Here is an 18,534-nt window from a genome sequence, read left to right on the forward strand (position 1 = left end):
TGTTCTCTTTCGAGAGATGAAAGATGGACGTAGGATGGCAACGCAACACTCCAATTGGTCTGGACAACCGAGCCGATCATACATCGGCTCTGGGGTGTTGCACTTCGCGCTGGAAATCAGGGACGGGGCCCCCGAGCGACTGTTTTCGGTGCGGACGCCGTCCGGGCAGATTTTTATACTTGCCATCTGCAATTAGGCTCGTGCTGAAAAGACATTACAAAACAAATAGTTAATCTTCGCTCAATTGGCCGTAAGCATTGATGAAGTCGATTTCACGCAAAATTCTCGATCTCGTGATCGTATGCAGCGAAACCTTCCTTCATCCCGTAACGAACATCAAAGCATCTGGCAAGCAAAAGTGATCTTGTCCGGAGGATAAGCCGCAAATTCGGCTGTTTAGAGCGTCGGATCATCATGTCCGCGCGCAAATAAACTTTGTCTCTTGAAAGGAAGAACTCATGAAAACCGCCATAACCGCCGCCATCCTGGCAACGCTTTCGATCTATGCAAGCGCCGCTTCCGCCGGCGGCCTCGTACCCGGCTCCGAAACGAATGAGCGCATGATGGAGGAGATGACCCGTTCGGATATCGCTAGGGGCAAGTAAGCCGGAGTTCGGAACGCAAACTGATAGGCGGCGGCGGGAACGCACATCTCGGCGTCGCCTATCGTTGATTGAACGAAGGCTCTTCGCTGGTTATTTCACCGGACCCAGGATTGCCCCGGTCGCGCTTCTCAGCTGGAGCGGGACGACTTCGAAGACGTCGTTCGGCGTGCCGGCGGCGGCCCAGACGGACGCGAAGCGAAAGAGGTCTTCGTCCATGTAGGCGGTGACCTCTCCGGTTGATCCGAAGGGCGAGACGCCGCCGATGGCAAAGCCGGTCGCCTCGCGCACGAAGGCGGCATCCGGCCGCGCGAGACCTTCCCCCAAAGCACTGGCGACCGTCGTTTCATCGACGCGGTTGTCGCCGGAGACGAGGAGCAGATAGGCCTTGCCGCTGGATTCGCCCTTGAAGACGAGGGATTTCACGATTTCACCGACCGAAACGGAAAGCGCCTTCGCCGCTTCTTCGGCCGAGCGTGTTGTCTCTTCGGTGTGGACGATCTTGGCTTTCACCCCTTTTCCCGCGGCATCGGCGACCACGCGGGCAACGGCGGGGTGGAGCTCTTTGGGGGCTTCGCTCATGAATCTCATTGCGTCTTGAATGGTCTCGAACGTGTGATGCACGGGCGATCGGGACCGGTCAACAAAAAGCACTTTTCGATGCGTTCCAAAAAATAATATTTCCGTTAGGGAAATACGGTGGCAAACTCGATCTGTCTTAAAATGATCCGAGGTGTACCATGCCGCAATTTCATATCGCCGCGACGCTCGGTCTCTTGGCAGGCTTCTTCACTACGCAGGCGGCAGCGCACGACTGGCGCTACCATGTCAGCACCGAAATCGGCTATCGGGTCGTCGGTGTGTCCTACAACGACGTCCTGAACGTCAGAACCGGTCCGTCGACACGCTATCCTATCATCGCCGGCCTTCGGAACGGAGAAGGCGGTCTCTACATCCAGCGCTGCGCCCGTCATGCCACCTGGTGCCTCGTCTCTTTCGGCGGAGGCCGGCAGGGTTGGGTGTCCACGCGCTTTATCGCCGGCTACGCGGATTGAGCAGCGACTTTCTCCAAAAGAAGAGCCCGACCTCGAAGATGAGGCCGGGCTCCAACCATGCCGGACGATCCGATGTCGCGATCAGGTGTTCATCTGATCGAAGAAATCGGCATTGGTCTTGGTCTGCTTGAGCTTGTCGTTGAGGAACTCGATCGCATCCGTGGTGCCCATCTGGGAGAGGATGCGGCGCAGGACGAAGATCTTCTGAAGGTCCGAGCGCTGGATGAGGAGGTCCTCCTTACGCGTGCCGGACTTGAGGATGTCCATGGCCGGATAGGTACGCTTGTCGGCGACCTTGCGGTCGAGCACGATCTCCGAGTTACCCGTGCCCTTGAACTCCTCGAAGATGACCTCGTCCATGCGGCTGCCCGTATCGATGAGCGCCGTCGCGATGATCGTCAGCGAGCCGCCTTCCTCGATATTGCGGGCGGCGCCGAAGAAGCGCTTCGGCCGCTGAAGGGCGTTGGCGTCGACACCGCCGGTCAGCACCTTGCCAGAAGACGGAACGGTGGTGTTGTAGGCGCGGCCGAGGCGGGTGATCGAATCGAGGAGAATAACAACGTCGCGGCCGTGTTCCACGAGGCGCTTGGCCTTCTCGATGACCATTTCCGCGACCGCCACGTGGCGCTGGGCCGGTTCGTCGAAGGTGGATGAGACCACCTCGCCGCGCACCGAGCGCTGCATGTCGGTCACCTCCTCCGGGCGCTCGTCGATGAGGAGCACGATGAGATAGCATTCGGGATGGTTCGCCGTGATCGAGTGGGCGATGTTCTGAAGAAGAACGGTTTTACCCGTACGTGGCGGGGCGACGATGAGTCCGCGCTGGCCCTTGCCGAGCGGGGCGACGAGATCGATCACGCGGCCCGACAGGTCTTTCTTCGAGGTCGGGTCGCCGAGCTCCATCTTGAAGCGCTCGTCGGGATAGAGTGGCGTCAGGTTGTCGAAGTGGCTCTTGTGCCGGATCTTCTCCGGGTCGTCGAAATTGATCGTGTTGACCTTGAGAAGCGCGAAATAGCGTTCGCCTTCCTTCGGTGAACGGATCGGGCCTTCGACCGTGTCGCCGGTCTTCAGCTGGAATTTCCGGATTTGCGAGGGCGAGACGTAGATGTCGTCGGGACCAGGCAGGTAGTTGGCGTCCGGCGAGCGCAGGAAGGCAAATCCGTCCTGGAGAATCTCGACGACGCCCTCACCGATGATCTCTTCATCCTGCGAAGCGAGCTGCTTCAGGATGGCAAACATGAGCTCCTGCTTGCGCAGGACCGAGGCGTTTTCGACCTCGTTCTCCTCGGCGAAAGCGATGAGCTCGGGCGCGCTCTTATTCTTGAGGTCTTGGAGTTTCATGGGAGGCTTCAGACTTGTATCGGGGGTGGGGTTCGGGGCCCGGAAGCAAGCCGTCCGTGGCCGGGAAGGGGTGGCATTTCGAGGAAGGACGTATGCGGTGCACGAGACGTTCCGTCACAATGACGTCGGTCGAGCCTATGATCGTCGTTCGCAGGGCCGGATGATGTAAGGGTAGCGCTAGGTCTTCAAGAATCGACAGAGCGTGAATAGGAAGGAGAGAACGATATAGCTTCGGGCTCAGTTCGAAGCAAGAGGACGAGGCCTGATAGGCTCGGAAAAATCCGACGTTACGGTATGCAAGCGCTGGTTTGGCGGCGTGGACCGAGCCGACTTGGTCCATCCGGTACGCGCCTCGGGTGTGGATAGCCGGTTAACGAAATGATTCTGCCCGTGGACTTCGCTGGCCTTGATCGTTCACGCCTCTCATCCATTATTTCCTCATCAGCGACGGGGACTGGTTTCGGACGCGGTGCAAACACAAGTTTGTGATCGTGACGCAACCTTTTTGCGTCATGCGCGATATAGCGCAATGACCCAACACCCATGCTCTTCCAAATCCATGATTGAGGTTCTTGTCGTCGAAGACGATCCGCTGCTTCGCATGGATGCCATCGATATAGTGGAAGATGCCGGTTATCGTGCTCATGAGGCGGCGAATGCTGACGAGGCAATGGAGCTTCTCTGCGAGCATCCGAGCGTTCGCGTTCTCTTCACCGATGTGGAAATGCCGGGAAGCATGAACGGTCTGGAACTTGCCGAAAGAGTTCATCGTCAGTTTCCAGAGATGGGTATCATCATTGTTTCGGGTCATCCGAAGATCACGAAAGCCTCACTGCCGATCGATGTCGATTTCTTCGCCAAACCCTACCCAGTCGATCGATTTACGGAGACACTAGACCGGGTTGTGAGCCTTTCGATGAAGCAGGGAGAGGGTAGTTACGCGCTCTCGTGAGAACGTGAATTTTGCATCTTGGCCCGGGAATTCACGCTTTCGCGTTGTTCCAGAGCTATGAGGATAGCAGTCAGTTCGACTGGTAACGTTCCAGCCCCGTCTTTTCTGATTGGCAGTCTGTTTGCCGATTGCTCGAACCAATCTGGTCAGCATGAGATCACCGAGAATTGGTGCCGACATTCCCTCTGATTCGTTGTATAATCATGGTCTTGACTGGAGACCTTGAGGAAAGAATCAGACAATGACCATGCGTATGATCTTCACGGCGGTGATCGCCATCGCGCTGGCAGCTTCGGTCGGTTGCAGCCGCACCCAGCGCACTCTCGCAGGCGCCGGCATCGGCGGTGCATCGGGCGCTGTGATTGGTAATGCAATCGGCGGCGATGGCGGAGCGGTCGTGGGTGCTGTCGCAGGTGGCGCGACTGGCGCTTATGTCGGCCGCAATTACTAAGCTTTTTAGCAGCCAATCCCGAATTGATGCGCCGGGACGGATGACCTCCGCCCGGCGCATTTCGTTTTGGTCAAGGAGATTCAGTGAAACCAATCTGAAATCAGTTCCCGCTGGCCATTTTGCTCAGCGCCTTGAGCCCGGTCGTGAAGGTAACGGTTCCGACAATCGTCGCATCACACTTGAAGGCGCCGGTGCACTGGGTGTCGGCATCGAGATCGGTGTCATGATAGCGAACGTCGAAGGAGAAGGTATCCTCGAACGTGTAGGTCAGTCCCGCGTCCCAGACGAGGTGGCGATCGAAGAAACCGCGATCGAAATCCTGATACCCCACCGAGCCGGAGAAGCTGAAATCGTTCGGCAGCGGAACCGAAAGATTGGCCTTATAAAAATAGCCCGTTTCCCGATCGTCGCCGAAATAGTTCGGCGCATAGGCAAAAGTCGCGCCGACCGTGGCGATATCCTCGAAATTGTATGACGCCGTGGAGAAGATTTCTGGATAGTTCAGGTCTTCGTTGTCGAGATAGAAATAGTAGTAAGCTGTGACATCGAACGACCAATTACCAACCGAGGGCCGGTAGGCGATGAAGGGGTCTAACTCGGTATCAGGTTCCGGCGTGCCGAAATCGACGTTCGAGGCAAAGAAGCCCGCGTGGAAATCGTAGAGCGACAGATCGAGGGTGCCTTGGAGGGCGGGGTCGCGCTGCGTCTGGGTGTATCCGCGGAGTGAGACATAATCCGTAACAGCATCGATCGTGATGTTCGCATCGAACGGGCTGTCCTCGATCGACTGCGCCGCGCTTGGCTGGGCGAGGACAAGGCTCGCTCCAAGAGTGAGCAGGGTCGTTGCAGCGCGTGTACCCGTAAAGATATGGAGATTCATGCGTTGATCCGGTTTTCGAGATGGCGGAGCGGAATGCCTCGCCATCATGAGACCGGAAAGACGACTTGCTAACCCCTTGGCGGATTAGTGAAAATTCGATGTTGCAATAAAAGCACGCTTATAGTGGACATCTTGCAACATGCTTGGAGCTGTCATCTTCTGACGCATCAGATGGCTTCCGCTACTGCCAACTACGGCCCCAAGCCAATTATCCGCAAGCGGCGAAACCAGAGTTTGGCGCATGCCGAGCATCCCCGACATGCGCCTTTGATATCAGCGGGTCGAGAGCGGCGAAATCTGCACTTCGACGCGGCGGTTGCGGGCGCGGCCTGCTTCCGTCGAATTGTCGGCGATCGGCTGGCTCTCGCCGTAGCCCTGCGTATTGAGCCGGTTCGGGTTGACGCCGCGGCTGGCGAGGAACTGGCTGACCGACGACGCGCGCTGCTGCGAGAGCGTCAGGTTGTAGCCGTCGCTGCCCTGGCTGTCCGTGTGTCCGTAGACGTTGACGATCGTCTCGTCGAACTTCTGGAGGACGATCGCGACGGAATCGAGCGTCGAGTAGAAGGCCGGCAGGATCTGCGACTGGTCGGTCGGGAAGGTGACGTTCGACGGCATGTTTAGGATGATCCGGTCGCCGACGCGGGTGACCGAGACGCCGGTGCCCTGAAGCTGCTGGCGCAGCTGGGCTTCCTGATTGTCCATGTATGCGCCGATGCCGGCGCCAGCGAGGCCGCCAAGTCCAGCGCCGATCGCGGCTGCGGTCGCTTCGTCCGAACCGGTCGCACGTGCGACGAGATAGCCGCCGGCTGCGCCAAGGCCCGTGCCGAGGCCCGCACCGCCAAGCGTGTTCGAAATCTTCATTTCGCCCGTATAGGGATCGGTCGTGCAACCGGCCAAGGCGACGGACAGACAGAGGACAGTGGCGATCTTCTTGATCATTCTTCAGCGCTCCAGCAGACTCTTGTTTTTTGCTGTGGCCGCGTGCTTTTCGGCGGCCTTTCCTACGCGCGTCTAGAGAGCGCGCGTGTCGCAAATACGGCTATTCAGCGGGCCGTGAACTGAAGCTGAATGCGTTGCAGGCGTGCAACGATCGTGAATGTCCCGTGACCGGATTGCGTCAGCAAGCGCGCAGAACTCTTGCCTCCTCGCTGAGGCACGATGTCCCTTGTCGCAGCGCGGGTGGAGCGAAATTCTTCGTAAAGCGTCATCTCCAGAACCACTGAGCATGCTGAAGAAACACAACGGCTAGGAACGAGCGAACCATGCGCAATCTGAACCGTCGACTTTTCCTGCAAGCGGCTGCGGCTGCCTCTCTATGGCCTCATACGCCTGCCCGCGCGCAGTCGGCAGATGGAATGACCCGGACGGTGCCGGGATCGGGCGCGACATTGCCCGCCGTCGGCCTCGGCAGCTGGATCACCTTCAATGTGGGGAACGATCCGGTGCTGCTCGATGAATGCGCGGCGGTGATGGAGGCGTTCTTCGCGGCGGGCGGTCAGGTGATCGATTCCTCGCCCATGTACGGCTCGTCGCAAGGGACAATCGGATATGGGCTCGAAAAGCTCGGACGCTCGGATGTCTTTTCCGCCGACAAGGTGTGGACGCCGCTCGGCTCGGAAGGGCGCGAGCAGGTGGCCGAGAGCCGGTCGCTCTGGGGTGTGCCTAACTTTTCGCTGCTGCAGGTCCACAATCTGGTGTCGTGGGAAGAGCATCTGCCCATGCTCTTCGAGATGAAGGAAGCGGGAGCGCTAAGCCATGTCGGGATCACGACCTCGCATGGGCGGCGGCATGGCGAGTTTGCCCGGATCATGGAGGAGCATCCGCTGGATTTCGTGCAATTCACCTATAATCCGGTGGATCGCGAGGCGGAGGAGCGCTTGCTGCCCTTGGCCGAGGAGCGCGGCATGGTCGCCCTTATCAACCGGCCGTTCCGGCAGGGCCAGCTGACGCGACGGCTGGAGGGCGAGCCTCTGCCAGGATTGGCGTCTGAGCTCGGGGCCGAGAGCTGGGCGCAGCTGATCCTGAAATTCATCCTCTCCCACCCGGCAGCGACGCTACCGATCCCGGCGACGACCATTCCGGCTCATGCGTCGGAGAACGCGGCGGCCGCTTTGGGACCGCTGCCGGACGAGGCAATGCGCGAGGAGATTGCTGCGGCGATCGCAAATCTCTGAGCCATGGAGACCTGGGCGACCTACCAGCTTCAAGACTTTCTGCTCTTTTCCGAGCGGGTCTATCGACGTCTGTTCGAAGCGCAAAACGAGGCATGGCGGCCGCTGCCGATTGTTCTGACGTTTGTCGGCATCGCCATCGCGGCGGTCTGGCTTTTCCGGTCCCGAAAGAGGATCGCTAGGCTGCGGCAGGCTTCGTGGATCGGCCTGATCTTCATCCTCGTCTTCGTCGCGGTCACATTCCTGCGGTCCCACTACGCGCCGATCAGCCCGATTGCCTCAGTGGGCTACTGGGCCTTTCTCGGCGAGGCACTGCTACTTGCGCTCGTCGCAGCGACCGAGGCATCGACGCGCCGTCTACCTCTTGTGCGTATGGCTATCGGCGGTCTTCTCTCAGCTGTCGGGGTGCTGGTCTATCCGGCGATCGGATACGCACGAACCGGCTCGCTGGCCGGGGCCGAGTGGTTCGCCATGGCACCCGATCCGACGGCCATCGCGTTGCTCGGCATTCTTGTCATGGCAGTCGCCAGCCGGCTCAGGCTCGTCGTGCTGATGATCGTACCGATTGTTTGGCTGTTCCTCTCGACGCTGACGCTTCAAGTGTTCGGCGATCCGGTCTCGTGGCTCCTCTTCGCCTCGATCGCGCTCGCCATTTTCGCGGCCGTCATCCCCGCGCGGCGTCAGTCCTTGCCCGAATAAGGCGGCAGGGTCCGCTTGGGTTCGTTCGTGTATTCGACCGCCGTGAGATAGAGACCATAGGGTGGGGCGACCGGGCCGCAGTCTTTGCGGTCTTTCGCCTTCAGTGCCAGCCGCACGTCTTCGCTCGTCCAGCGGCCTTCGCCGACCAGCTTCAGCGTGCCCGCGAAGGAGCGGATCTGGTTGTGCAGGAAGGACTGGGCCATGGCGACGATATGGATTTCCTCGCCCTCAGCCTTCATGACGTCCAGCTTTTCCAGCGTGCGGATCGGGTTTTTCGCCTGACAATGGGTGGACCGGAAGGTGGTGAAGTCGTGGGTTCCGGCGAGCACCTGTGCCGCCTCGTTCATGGCGTCCGCATCGAGCTGTTTCGACACCCACCACACTTTTCCACGGAGAATTGCGGCCGGGGCGCGGCGGTTGAAGATGCGGTAGCGATACCAGCGCTTGCGGGCCGAGAAGCGGGCGTCGAAATCCTCGGCCACCTCTTCGGCGTGAAGGATCACCACCGGCTCGTCGCGCATATGGGCGTTGAGGGCATCGCGCACCGTGTCCCCGCCATAGGGTTTCGGCAGATCGATATGGGCGACCTGACCCGTCGCGTGGACGCCGGAATCGGTGCGGCCAGCCCCGAACAGCACCGGATTCGTGCCGCAAAGCCGGTGGGCGGCTTCCTCGATCACCGCCTGCACGGAAGGCTCGTCCGCCTGCCGCTGCCAGCCGGCATAGGGGCTTCCGTCGTATTCGATCGTCAGCTTGTAGCGCGGCATTACTCTTCGCCGAGACGCGTGCCGGCCGGGACCGCGACGCCGCGCAGGAGATCGCCTGCCGCCATCGGCTTGCCGCCGGCCCGCTGCACTTCGAGAAGCCGAACGGCACCGGACTGGCAGGCGATCAGGAGGCCGTCGTCGAGCGCCGTGCCGGGCTCGCCCTCGCCATCCTCGGCGCGGGCACGAAGCACCTTCACGCGCTCGGTCTTCTCGCCGATGGGCAGCATGGTCCACGCCCCGGGGAACGGCGAGAAAGCGTTGATCTGCCGGGCAACATCCGAGCCGCGCAAGTGGAAGTCGATCCGCGCCTCGGCCTTGTCGATCTTGCGGGCATAGCAGGCATCGCGTCCGGTGCGCGCGGCGATCGCGTCCTGAGCCTCGAAGTGGAGAACGCCAGCCTGAAGCTTGGAGAGGGCGTCGACCATCAGATCGGCGCACATCGCCGCCATGCGGTCGTGGAGTTCGCCTGCGGTCTCGGTCTCGCCGATCGCAGTTTCCATGGTGCGGGCGACAGGGCCGGTGTCGAGGCCTGTCTCCATCTGCATGATCATCATGCCGGTGGTCGCGTCGCCTGCCTGGATCGCCCGCTGGATCGGTGCGGCACCCCGCCAGCGGGGCAGCAGCGAGCCATGACCGTTGAGGCAGCCATGTTTCGGCGCTGCTAGCACGGCTTCCGGCAGGAGCAGGCCGTAGGCGACGACGACGGCGACGTCGAATTCGTGGGCCGCAAACGCCCAGCGCTCGGCCTCGTCGCGAAAGTTGAGTGGCGTGTGGACGGTGAGCCCCAGCGCCTCGGCCTCGCGCTGAACCGGGGAGGGCGTAACGCTCAAGCCACGTCGTCCAGCCTTGCGCGGCGGCTGGGTGTAGACCGAGGCCACCTCGTGACCGGCCCGGTGAACGGCCTTGAGCGTCGGGACCGCGAAGTCGGGCGTCCCCATGAATGCAAGCTTGAGCAACATGGGATGGTGTTAGCTGCGATGGATGGGGCTGGCAATCGGGATGTTTACTCGGGACCGGGCCCGGGGATGACGAAGGAAGTTTGGGGTGGCCTACTCCGCCAACCTCCCCAGCGCCGCCTGCAAATCATCCAGTCCCGACCGTTTCTCCGACGACGTCGCCAGAATGCCCGGATAGGCAGCCGGACGCTTGCGGATCGCCTCCTCGGTTGCTGCGATGAGCTTCGGAACGCCGGTCGGCTTGATCTTGTCGATCTTGGTCAGCACGATCTGATAGGACATCGCCGCCTTGTCGAGCAGCTTCAGAACCTCCTCATCGTTTCCCTTGATGCCGTGGCGGGCGTCGATGAGGACGAAGACGCGCTTCAGGGTCGGGCGGCCGCGCAGATAGTCGAAGACGAGCTCGGTCCAGGCGTCGACCTTTTCCTTCGGAGCCTGGGCGTAACCATAGCCCGGCATGTCGACGATGGCGATGGGGGGCAGTTCGGTGGTCTCGCCGCCGAAGCCGTCGGGCACGAAGAAGTTGAGCTCCTGCGTGCGGCCCGGTGTGTTCGAGGTGCGCGCGAGGCCTTTCTGGCCGAGGAGCGCATTGATGAGCGAGGACTTGCCGACGTTTGAGCGGCCAGCGAAGGCAACCTCCGGCGGACCTTCCGGCGGGAGGAACTTCATTTCCGGCACGCCTCGCACGAAGACCCATGGCTGGCCGAAAAGCTTCGGGCCCCCGTTGCGGCCGGAATCGGTTTTCGGCGATGGTGCCGACTGGTCGCTCATGGAGTCTCCGAAGCTTGGGTCAGGGCGTTGAGGTCTGCCCCGCGAATGGCATTGAGATTGCGCGAAATCTTGTCCGCCGGCCAGTGCCACCATGCGATCTCGCAGAGCGCAGCGATCGTCCCATCGTCGAAGCGCTGCCGGATCACCTTCGCAGGATTGCCGCCGCTGACGGCATAGGGCGGCATGTCCTTCGTCACAACCGAATGAGCCGCGACGATGGCACCGTCGCCGATTGCTACACCGGGCATGATGACGGCCTTTTCGCCAATCCAGACATCGTTTCCGATGACCGTATCGCCCCGAAGGCCGGCGGTGATGGTCGAGAGATCGAAGCCGTCCTCCCAGCCCTTGCCGAAGATGTTGAAGGGATAGGTCGAAAAGCCTGTCATCGCGTGGTTCGCGCCGTTCATTACGAAGCTGACGCCGGAGCCTATCGCGCAGAACTTTCCGATGATCAGCTTGTCGCCGAGAAAGTCATAGAAATGGCCGACGCAATTTTCGACGAAATGCTCAGGGCCCCGTGGGTCATCGTAATAAGTGAAGTCGCCGATCTCGATCTGCGGATGATCGACGAGCGGCTTCAGAAAGCCGACCCTGTGGTGTCCCGGCATGGGATGGGAATCGGTCGGATCGGGGCCATGCATGGCATTGTCCTCTCAGGGATCGGATCAGGGAGGCCGGGCGTTCTGTCGATCCGCTCAGGCCGGGGCCGGAATCGTCACCCGCCCGGCCTCGTCCAGATGCCAGAACGGATTGTGGGCGAGCTCCCAGACATGGCCGTCCGGATCAGCGTAATAGCCCGAATATCCGCCCCAGAAGACCTTCTCGTGCTCTTTGAGACCGGTGGCTCCGGCGGCGAGCGCCGTGGCGTAGGCCGCATCGACGGATTGGACATCCGCAAAGTTCTGCGCCAGCGTGATCGCTCCGGTCCCGAGTTGGGCTCCGGGTCTGGCCTGATCCTTTGCGAGATCATCGAGACCGAAGAGCCCAAGCGCCAGACCGTCCATTCGATAGAAGGTGACACCGGGCCCTTCGTGAGGCACCGGCTGCCAGCCGAGCGCCTCATAGAAGGACCGGCTTCTCGCCATGTCCCGAACGCCGAGGGTGATCAGGCTCACGCGCTGCGGGGTCATGGCTCGCCTCCGATCAGAGCAGCGTCAGGAGGACGACGTCTTCTCTTTTCGTTTGAACATGCCGCGGAGATTGTCGAAGAGCTCGATCTTTGCGCCGTTGCGCTTCATGATCACGCTCTGCTGAATGATCGAGAGGAAGTTGTTCCAGGTCCAGTAGATCACCAGGCCGGCCGGGAAGGCGGCGAGCATGAAGGTAAAGACCACCGGCATCCAGGTGAAGATCATCGCCTGAGTCGGGTCCGGCGGCGTCGGGTTGAGGCGCATCTGGATGAACATGGTGAGGCCCATCAGAAGCGGCCAGACGCCGATCATCAGGAACTGCGGTACGTCGTAGGGCAGCGCGCCGAAGAGGTTGAAGAGGCTCGTCGGGTCCGGCGCGGCCAGGTCCTGAATCCACCCGAAGAAGGGCGCGTGACGCATTTCGATCGTCACGTATAGCACCTTGTAGAGCGCGAAGAAGACGGGGATCTGGATCAGGATCGGCCAACAGCCTGCTGCCGGATTGATCTTCTCCGATCGGTAGAGCTGCATCATTTCCTGCTGCTGCTTCTGCCGATCGTCCTTGAAACGCTCGCGCAGCTCCATGACCTTAGGCTGGATCGTCTTCATCCGCGCCATGGACTTGTAGGACTTGTTGGCGAGCGGGAAGAATATGAGCTTCAGAACGACAGTGACAGCCAGGATCGCGATGCCGAAATTGCCGACGAGGCGGTAGATGTAGTCGAGCGCCGTGAACATCGGCCGGGTGATGAAGTAGAACATGCCCCAGTCCATCAGCTGGCCAAACTGGCGGATGTCCAGCTGCTCCTCATAGGCGTTGATCTTGTCCACTTCTTTCGCGCCGGCGAAGGTGCGGTTGACCATATTGGCCGACTCGCCCGGCGCGATTGAGACCGGGTCGGATACGAACTCAGTCTGGTAATGGGTTCGTCCATTGGTGCGGTAGAGGAACTGGGATTCGAAATCGCGCCCGACTTCCGGGACCATCGCCGTCGCCCAGTATTTGTCGGTGATGCCGAGCCAACCGCCGCTCGAGGATTTCGGCTGCGGCAAGCGGGTGTCTTCCTCAACTGTCGAGTAGGATACCTCTTCAAGGCCCTCCTCGCCGAAGACGCCCAATAAGCCTTCGAAGAGGATGTATGCTGATGCGACCTGCGGCTTGGAATAGCGGGCGATGCGACCATAGGGAGAAACCTGAACCGCTTCTTCGCCGGTGTTCTCGACCGAGTCTTCGTAGGTGAACATGAAGTTGTCGTCGACCGAGATCGTGCGGGTCACGGTGAGCCCGTTCTCGGTGTTCGCGGTGAGAGTGACCGGCGTATCCTGGGTCAGCTGCGCGCCGTCTTCGGCCTGCCACTCGGTATTCGCGTTAACGAGCTGGCCCGCACCGGTCTGGATCAGGCCGTATTCGGCGAAATAGCCGTTCGGCAGCTCTTCCGGCGAAAGGAGAACGATGGTGGGCGAAGAGTCGTCCACCGTCTCGTGGTAATGCTTGAGCCGAAGATCGTCGAGCCGGGCGCCGGTGAGATTGATGGAGCCTGTCAACTCCGGTGTGTCGATGGCGATGCGGTTGCCGCCAGCAATCACCTCTTCACGCGACTGGTTCTGCGGCAGGTCGGGGCTCGGCACCATGCTTTCGCGGCCGGCCGGCGCAGTCAGGCTCTCCTGATTGGTGCCGGCTGCGGTCTGGGGCGTCTGCAGCGAACCATCATTCTGAGTCGCTTCGTTCTGCGCGATCTCGTTCTGGCGCTGTTGCTCGTCCATCCGCGGGCCGATGACCAGAAACTGCCATCCGACCAGAACGAGGATCGAAAGAGCCATCGCGATCAGGAAGTTGCGGTTCATTTCCATCGGGCTAGACCTCTGACGCGGACGCGCCTGTACGCTGTTTTCTGGACGGCCCGGATTTGACTGGATCGATACGGCTGAACCGCCGGGACAACTCGTCTTTCAGGGTTTCGAACGCGACGTCGAGCACATCCCGACGTGCGACGATCACGTAATCCACACCGTTCTTCATCTCGGTACTTGCAGCAGTGCGGATGGCTTCGCGCAATCGCCGCTTGATCCGATTTCTGACGACGGCATTGCCAACCTTCTTTGTCACCGTCAACCCGAAACGGGGTGCTTCCTCATCGCCGCGAAGATGCGTCTCGATAAAGAAATAAGGGCCGTTCAGACGACGGCCCCGGCGCGCGGCAAGGAATTCGGAGCGTTTGGTGAGCCGCCCGGCCTGGGTCAAACCGTCACTCTCTTAACGCAGGGGAGCCACCTCTGGGACAAGGCCGATGTGTTCCGCCCTGTGGTCGGCTAGCTTCGTGCCTTAGGCCGAAAGGCGCTTGCGGCCCTTGGAACGACGCGAGGCAATGACCTTGCGGCCGCCGACGGTGGACATGCGCGAACGGAAGCCGTGACGGCGTTTGCGAACAAGTTTGGAGGGCTGGTAAGTGCGCTTCATCGATTTTTCCCGCAGTCGAGAAACATGCGGGCCTTTCGTGTCGAATAGTCTCTTGAACTGGTGTGGATCGGCCGTTCGCTGCGCGCAACAAAACCGCGCACGTGGTGCCGTCCGCTCGTGGGGCGCTTATAAGAGCGATCCATCCCGAAAGTCAACGAACCGAATGCCCTCGATCGGGAGGCGAACGTGACTGTATCACGATTTTCGGCTTCGTGCGGCGCAGCGGATGGTCGACAATGGATGGGAGAAGGGACGAATGACGATGTCTGTGAGCGAAGAGCAGGGTGTAGGCACTGAGAAGTCCTGGTTCCAGCGGCTCTGGCCGATCGCCCTGATCTTGGCCGTTCTGGCGCTCGCCTATAGCTTCGGGCTCCATCGCTATCTTTCGCTTCAGGTGTTCCTTGAAAGCCGCGAAGTGCTGAAGAGCTTCGTGACGGACAATCTCCTCATCGCCGGGCTCGGATTTATCGTGCTCTACGCCCTGCTCGTCGCGATCGCCTTTCCTGCGGCCTCCATTATCACGATTGCGGCCGGTTTCGTCTTCGGCTGGCTCATCGGTGGCATCCTGACTGTTGTCGGAGCGACGATCGGCGCTGCGGGTATCTTTCTCGCTGCGCGCCATGCCTTCGGCGACGTTCTGCGCAGGAAAGCCGGGGGCGCGATCAAGCGGTTCGCCGAGGGCTTCCAGAACGATGCCTTCTCCTATCTCTTCGTTCTGCGACTTACGCCTGTTCTTCCGTTCTTCGCGGTCAACATCGCGCCGGCCTTCGTGAACATCTCGTTGAGGACCTATGTGCTTGCGACCTTCTTCGGCATCATGCCGGGGTCATTCGTCTATACGTTCCTGGGGAGCGGCATCGATCAGGCCGTCGCCAATGTCTCCCATGACGGGCCGGTGGTGGTCGGTGATCTCGTGACGACGGAAATGACGATCGCGCTCTTCGGGCTCTGTGCGCTGGCCGTCCTTGGTCTCATCCTCAAGAAGACGTTCCTCAAGGGCCGCGGCCCTGTCGAGAGCCAGGCATAGGAAGGGCGCTGCACACATGGCTTCTGATTCAACCAAGCCCGATATCTGCGTTATCGGAGCGGGTTCGGGCGGCCTGACGGTCGCTGCAGCCTCGGCGGCCTTCGGGGTCTCTGTCACGCTGATCGAGCGCGACAAGATGGGCGGAGACTGCCTGAACTATGGCTGCGTGCCCTCCAAGGCGCTGATCGCTTCAGGCAAGACCGCGCAAAGTTTCCGAAAGGCGGACCGGTTCGGCATCGCATCGGTGGAACCGCAGATCGATTTCGCTGCGGTCAACCGCCATGTCCACGACGTGATCGGCGCGATTGCGCCGAACGATTCGGTCGAGCGGTTCGAGGGGCTCGGCGTTCATGTGATCAAGGGCGATGCGCGGTTTGTCGATGGCGAGACGGTCGAGGTGAACGGCCGCCGGATCAAGGCGCGCCGATTCGTCGTTGCGACGGGGTCCCGGCCGTTCGTTCCGCCGATCGAAGGTTTGAAGGAAACGCCCTATCTCACGAACGAGACCCTCTTCGACCTCACCGAATGCCCCGTGCACCTCATTGTCATCGGCGGTGGCCCGATCGGCATGGAGATGGCGCAGGCCCATCGCCGCCTCGGTGCCAAGGTAACCGTGATCGAAGGTGCCAAGCCCCTCGGCAAGGACGATCCAGAACTCGCCGCAGTGGTTCTTGATCGACTCGAGAAAGAGGGCATCCAGATCGAAGCCGGGGCGAAGGTCGTCAAGGTTGGCGGGGCCGCAGGCGCTATAGACGTGACGGCCGAGCGTGGCGGCGACACGCTCACGGTCTCGGGCAGCCATCTTCTCGTTGCTGTCGGGCGCCAGCCGAACGTGGACACTCTCAACCTCGAAGCGGGGGGCGTCGAATACCAGCGGTCCGGCATCAAGGTCGGCAAGGATCTGCGGACGACGAACAAGCGTGTCTATGCGATCGGAGATGTGGCGGGCGGTCCGCAATTCACCCATGTCGCCGGCTATCACGGCGGCCTGGTGCTGAGGCCCTTGCTGTTCCGTCTGCCTGTCAAGACCAAGCACGAGCAAATGCCGCATGTCACCTATACCGACCCGGAACTCGGTCAGGTCGGCCCGACAGAGCAGGAAGCGCGGGATGCCGGCCAGGATGTGACGACGGTCTCCTGGCCCTATGCCGAGAACGATCGCGCTCAGGCCGAACGCGAAACCGAGGGCCTGATAAAGATCGTCGTCGGCAAGCGCGGCAAGATCGTCGGCGCGGGCGTCGCGGGCGCCAAGGCCGGCGAGATGACCAACCTTCTCGCGCTCGCCGTATCGAAGGGCATGAAGCTCTCCGATCTTCAGGGTTTCGTCTCGCCCTATCCGACGCTTTCGGAGATCGCGAAGCGAGCCGCCACCTCCTATTATGCGTCGTATACGAAGAAGCCGGTCGTGCGCAGCGCCATCGCTTTTTTGCGCCGCTTCGGCTAAATACGGTCTTAGTCTTTGGGGAAAGACTGGAGTTGGGCCGGTATCGAATTCAACGCGGATTCCGGCCCTGCGGGGGAAGGCCGTCGGCGATTTGAGTGATCCTCAAACCAGCGAGTTCGTAAAGCTTGAGCGAACGCCACCAGTGCGTGGCGGCAGGATCGCGCGTTCGCTTTCCGCAAAATTGCTGCTCCTTGCGATCCTAGCGGTGATGCTGGCCGAAGTCGTCATCTTCGTGCCGCTGCTTTCCGGGTTCCGTGACAGCTATCTGAGCGAAAAACTCGAGGGCGCGGCGGTTGCGGCTCTCGCCACTGCGGGACCGGGCCAGCCCGGGGCGAGTGGTGCCGGCGCGATGCCGGGGAACCAGCAGATCGCGTTGCTCGATGCTCTCGGCCTGCGCCTCGTCGCGATTTCCGACGGAGTAAGCAATCGCCTGATCGCTCGTGACCCGACGATCGCTTTGGTCGACCGCACAATCTCTCTCGACGACGAGACCGGTTTTCAAAGCGTGAAAGAAGCCTTCAGCGAATTCGCTTTCGGCGGAGACCGTACGCTCCGGGTTCTCGGAACGACTGCGAACGGCTCCTTCCGGACCGAGGTGGTCCTGACCGACGGCGATCTCCGCAGAGCGATGTTCGCCTATGCCGGCCGGGTGCTTCTGTTTTCCTCGATTCTCGCCGCCGTCACCGCGCTTCTTCTCTGGGCGGTGATCAACCGGATGATGGTCGTGCCCATTCGCCGAATGACGAATGCGATGGTGGAATTCGGCGAACGTCCATCCGATCCGACGCGGATCATCGTGCCGGAAGAGCGGGCCGACGAGCTCGGCATCGCATCGCGCGAGCTCGCCGCCATGCAGGCCAAGCTCTCCGAAACCCTGAAAGAGCAGCGGCGGCTGGCCAATCTCGGTCTCGCGGTGTCGAAGATCAATCACGATATGCGCAACATTCTCGCATCGTCTCAGATGATTTCGGACCGGCTCGTCACGCTACCTGATCCGAAGGTGCAGCGCATGGCGCCGATGCTCATCAAGAGCCTCGATCGTGCACTTCACTATACCCAGTCGGTGCTCGCTTATGGCCGCGCTGTGGAGCGCACGCCGGAATGGCGTCAGGTCGATCTCAAAGCGACCGTCTATGATGTGTGCGATCTGCTGGCGCTGGGCTCGGAGCAGTCCGAGATCGAATTCGTCAACGCCGTTCCCGATCATTTCGAAGTAACGGCCGATCCCGAACAGATCCATCGTCTGCTCACCAATCTCTGTCGCAACGCGGTGCAGGCGCTGATCTCGGACGATATGGAGGGGGTCGGCATTGTGCGCCGGCTGACCGTCGGGGCCGAGCGGCTCAAGAGCGGGCGCGCCCTGATTTCCGTCGAGGATACCGGGCCGGGACTGCCTCAGAAGGCAAGGGACAATCTGTTTCAGGCGTTTCGCGGATCGGCGCGTTCGGGTGGCACCGGGCTGGGGCTCGCGATCGCCATGGAAATCGTCGAAGCCCATGCTGGTGAACTGCGGCTCGCCCAGACCGGGACAACCGGCACACGCTTCGAAATCGAGCTTCCGAGAAAAGCGCCTTCGGGCAATTCCGAAGGTGCTGGCAAGGACGGCGCAGCGGGCAGGCGGAACTCCGAAGACGAAGACTGATACGCTTCAGGATCGATTGCCGATCGGCGGGGCAAAAAGAAACCGCGACAGGAAAACCAGCGCGGTCAAAGTCTAGGGAGGAAACGCCCCGTGAGGCGACAGTCGCGAGACTGTGTCATAACTGTATGCTGCTCTGCACATTGGGTCAATCGGCAAGAAACGATCCGCGGACGGCTGTTGCATTT

At 61.0% G+C, this 18,534-nt stretch carries 21 protein-coding genes; 9 read left to right on the plus strand and 12 right to left on the minus strand.

Annotation, left to right across the window (positions count from 1 at the left end; translation table 11 throughout):
- Positions 1-458 precede the first annotated feature (458 nt).
- The gene (locus ABRA89_RS10675) at positions 459-605 is read left to right on the plus strand and encodes a hypothetical protein (RefSeq protein WP_349941459.1); all 147 of its coding nucleotides are present in this window, start codon (positions 459-461) and stop codon (positions 603-605) included.
- A 90-nt stretch (positions 606-695) separates the two neighbouring features.
- Here ABRA89_RS10675 and ABRA89_RS10680 read toward each other — a convergent pair whose 3' ends face one another.
- Positions 696-1,184, minus strand: coding sequence for a YbaK/EbsC family protein (locus ABRA89_RS10680; RefSeq protein ID WP_349941460.1), 489 nt, complete (start codon positions 1,182-1,184; stop codon positions 696-698).
- Positions 1,185-1,342: 158 nt separating this feature from the next.
- Here ABRA89_RS10680 and ABRA89_RS10685 point away from each other — a divergent pair, with 158 nt between their 5' ends.
- Entirely contained in the window at positions 1,343-1,657 is a 315-nt protein-coding gene (locus ABRA89_RS10685; protein ID WP_349941461.1) for an SH3 domain-containing protein, read from the plus strand.
- Between the two features lie 81 nt (positions 1,658-1,738).
- On the opposite strand, the gene rho is transcribed toward ABRA89_RS10685, so the two are convergent.
- Positions 1,739-2,998 (minus strand): transcription termination factor Rho, encoded by a 1,260-nt coding sequence (gene rho, locus ABRA89_RS10690; RefSeq protein ID WP_349941462.1) that lies wholly within the window; start codon positions 2,996-2,998, stop codon positions 1,739-1,741.
- Between the two features lie 406 nt (positions 2,999-3,404).
- On the opposite strand from rho, the gene ABRA89_RS10695 reads away from it, so the two are divergent.
- Both ABRA89_RS10695 and ABRA89_RS10700 read left to right on the plus strand, forming a co-directional pair.
- Entirely contained in the window at positions 3,405-3,950 is a 546-nt protein-coding gene (locus tag ABRA89_RS10695; RefSeq protein WP_349941463.1) for a response regulator, read from the plus strand.
- Positions 3,951-4,191: 241 nt separating this feature from the next.
- The gene (locus tag ABRA89_RS10700) at positions 4,192-4,401 is read left to right on the plus strand and encodes a YMGG-like glycine zipper-containing protein (RefSeq protein ID WP_349941464.1); all 210 of its coding nucleotides are present in this window, start codon (positions 4,192-4,194) and stop codon (positions 4,399-4,401) included.
- Between the two features lie 100 nt (positions 4,402-4,501).
- Here the strand turns inward: ABRA89_RS10700 and ABRA89_RS10705 are convergent, their stop codons facing one another.
- Positions 4,502-5,281, minus strand: coding sequence for a TorF family putative porin (locus tag ABRA89_RS10705; RefSeq protein ID WP_349941465.1), 780 nt, complete (start codon positions 5,279-5,281; stop codon positions 4,502-4,504).
- A 273-nt stretch (positions 5,282-5,554) separates the two neighbouring features.
- Positions 5,555-6,220, minus strand: a complete 666-nt coding sequence (locus ABRA89_RS10710) for a YiaD family glycine zipper/OmpA-like lipoprotein (RefSeq protein WP_349941466.1) — start codon at positions 6,218-6,220, stop codon at positions 5,555-5,557.
- Positions 6,221-6,543: 323 nt separating this feature from the next.
- Here ABRA89_RS10710 and ABRA89_RS10715 point away from each other — a divergent pair, with 323 nt between their 5' ends.
- On the plus strand, positions 6,544-7,455 hold the full coding sequence (locus ABRA89_RS10715; protein WP_463671279.1) for an aldo/keto reductase: 912 nt from the start codon (positions 6,544-6,546) through the stop codon (positions 7,453-7,455).
- A gap of 3 nt (positions 7,456-7,458) precedes the next feature.
- Positions 7,459-8,151, plus strand: a complete 693-nt coding sequence (locus ABRA89_RS10720; RefSeq protein ID WP_349941467.1) for a DUF6064 family protein — start codon at positions 7,459-7,461, stop codon at positions 8,149-8,151.
- Here ABRA89_RS10720 and truA read toward each other — a convergent pair.
- From truA to rpmH, 8 genes are all read right to left on the minus strand, one after another.
- A complete protein-coding gene (truA, locus tag ABRA89_RS10725) occupies positions 8,133-8,918 on the minus strand; it encodes a tRNA pseudouridine(38-40) synthase TruA (protein WP_349941468.1) in 786 nt (261 codons plus the stop codon). The genes ABRA89_RS10720 and truA overlap by 19 nt on opposite strands.
- Positions 8,918-9,877, minus strand: a complete 960-nt coding sequence (fmt, locus tag ABRA89_RS10730; protein ID WP_349941469.1) for a methionyl-tRNA formyltransferase — start codon at positions 9,875-9,877, stop codon at positions 8,918-8,920. Before fmt ends, truA begins: the two co-directional genes overlap by 1 nt.
- A gap of 90 nt (positions 9,878-9,967) precedes the next feature.
- Complete coding sequence (gene yihA / locus ABRA89_RS10735) at positions 9,968-10,645, minus strand: ribosome biogenesis GTP-binding protein YihA/YsxC (RefSeq protein WP_349941470.1); 678 nt, start codon at positions 10,643-10,645, stop codon at positions 9,968-9,970.
- A complete protein-coding gene (locus tag ABRA89_RS10740) occupies positions 10,642-11,289 on the minus strand; it encodes a CatB-related O-acetyltransferase (RefSeq protein ID WP_349941471.1) in 648 nt (215 codons plus the stop codon). The genes yihA and ABRA89_RS10740 overlap by 4 nt, the downstream gene beginning before the upstream one ends.
- 54 nt (positions 11,290-11,343) lie before the next feature.
- On the minus strand, positions 11,344-11,778 hold the full coding sequence (locus tag ABRA89_RS10745) for a VOC family protein (RefSeq protein ID WP_349941472.1): 435 nt from the start codon (positions 11,776-11,778) through the stop codon (positions 11,344-11,346).
- A gap of 24 nt (positions 11,779-11,802) precedes the next feature.
- Positions 11,803-13,629 carry a membrane protein insertase YidC gene (gene yidC / locus ABRA89_RS10750; RefSeq protein ID WP_349941473.1) on the minus strand — a complete coding sequence of 609 codons (1,827 nt, stop codon included), beginning with the start codon at positions 13,627-13,629 and terminating at the stop codon, positions 11,803-11,805.
- Positions 13,630-13,633: 4 nt separating this feature from the next.
- Positions 13,634-14,020 (minus strand): ribonuclease P protein component, encoded by a 387-nt coding sequence (rnpA, locus tag ABRA89_RS10755; protein ID WP_349941474.1) that lies wholly within the window; start codon positions 14,018-14,020, stop codon positions 13,634-13,636.
- A gap of 81 nt (positions 14,021-14,101) precedes the next feature.
- Complete coding sequence (gene rpmH / locus ABRA89_RS10760; RefSeq protein ID WP_349941475.1) at positions 14,102-14,236, minus strand: 50S ribosomal protein L34; 135 nt, start codon at positions 14,234-14,236, stop codon at positions 14,102-14,104.
- Between the two features lie 262 nt (positions 14,237-14,498).
- Here rpmH and ABRA89_RS10765 point away from each other — a divergent pair, with 262 nt between their 5' ends.
- The 3 genes from ABRA89_RS10765 (at position 14,499) to ABRA89_RS10775 (ending at position 18,349) form a co-directional block, all read left to right on the plus strand.
- Positions 14,499-15,263, plus strand: coding sequence for a TVP38/TMEM64 family protein (locus ABRA89_RS10765; protein WP_349941476.1), 765 nt, complete (start codon positions 14,499-14,501; stop codon positions 15,261-15,263).
- Positions 15,264-15,279: 16 nt separating this feature from the next.
- Positions 15,280-16,707, plus strand: a complete 1,428-nt coding sequence (locus ABRA89_RS10770; RefSeq protein WP_349941477.1) for a dihydrolipoyl dehydrogenase family protein — start codon at positions 15,280-15,282, stop codon at positions 16,705-16,707.
- A 91-nt stretch (positions 16,708-16,798) separates the two neighbouring features.
- A complete protein-coding gene (locus ABRA89_RS10775) occupies positions 16,799-18,349 on the plus strand; it encodes a sensor histidine kinase (RefSeq protein ID WP_349941478.1) in 1,551 nt (516 codons plus the stop codon).
- Positions 18,350-18,534: the final 185 nt, after the last annotated feature.

The organism is Fulvimarina thalattae, assembly GCF_040239565.1.
In the GTDB taxonomy this organism is placed as follows: domain Bacteria; phylum Pseudomonadota; class Alphaproteobacteria; order Rhizobiales; family Rhizobiaceae; genus Fulvimarina.